The sequence below is a fragment of the Myxococcus sp. AM011 genome (assembly GCF_013372595.1).
Classification (GTDB): Bacteria; Myxococcota; Myxococcia; order Myxococcales; family Myxococcaceae; genus Myxococcus; species Myxococcus eversor.
This window is the reverse complement of sequence record NZ_JABXEM010000678.1, coordinates 1-379: the sequence shown is the minus strand read 5'-3', so window position 1 is coordinate 379 and position 379 is coordinate 1. Positions and strand designations below refer to the sequence as shown.

The window sequence follows — 379 nt, the reverse complement described above, 5'->3', positions numbered from 1 at the left end:
TAGCAAGGCGTGTCTTCCACGGGGAACTTCAGGTCGAGCTGGCGCAGCTTCGTGCGCTCGTTCACCGCGTTGGCGACGATGTTGCCCACCGTCACCAGTTGCACCTGGCCGATCAGGTAGCTCTGCGCGGTGGCGTTGTTGTCTTCATAGCGCTTGATGGTGGCCGACGCCGGCGCCACGGCCGAGAGCGCCAGATCTTCAGTCGAGCCGCGCGTGACGCCGATCGTCTTGCCAGCCAGATCTGCCGGCCCCTTGATCGACACATCCTTCGGGCCGTACACGCTCTTGGGGAACGGCGCATACGCCTGCGTGAAGTCGATCACCTTGGCGCGCTCGGCGTTCTTACCGAGGCTGGAGATGACGACATCCACCTTGCCCG

At 64.1% G+C, this 379-nt stretch carries 1 protein-coding gene; it reads right to left on the bottom strand.

Features of this window, described 5'->3' with window-relative positions:
• On the bottom strand, window positions 1–379 hold a 379-nt coding region (locus HUW62_RS47995), incomplete at both ends, for a transporter substrate-binding domain-containing protein (protein WP_176438253.1).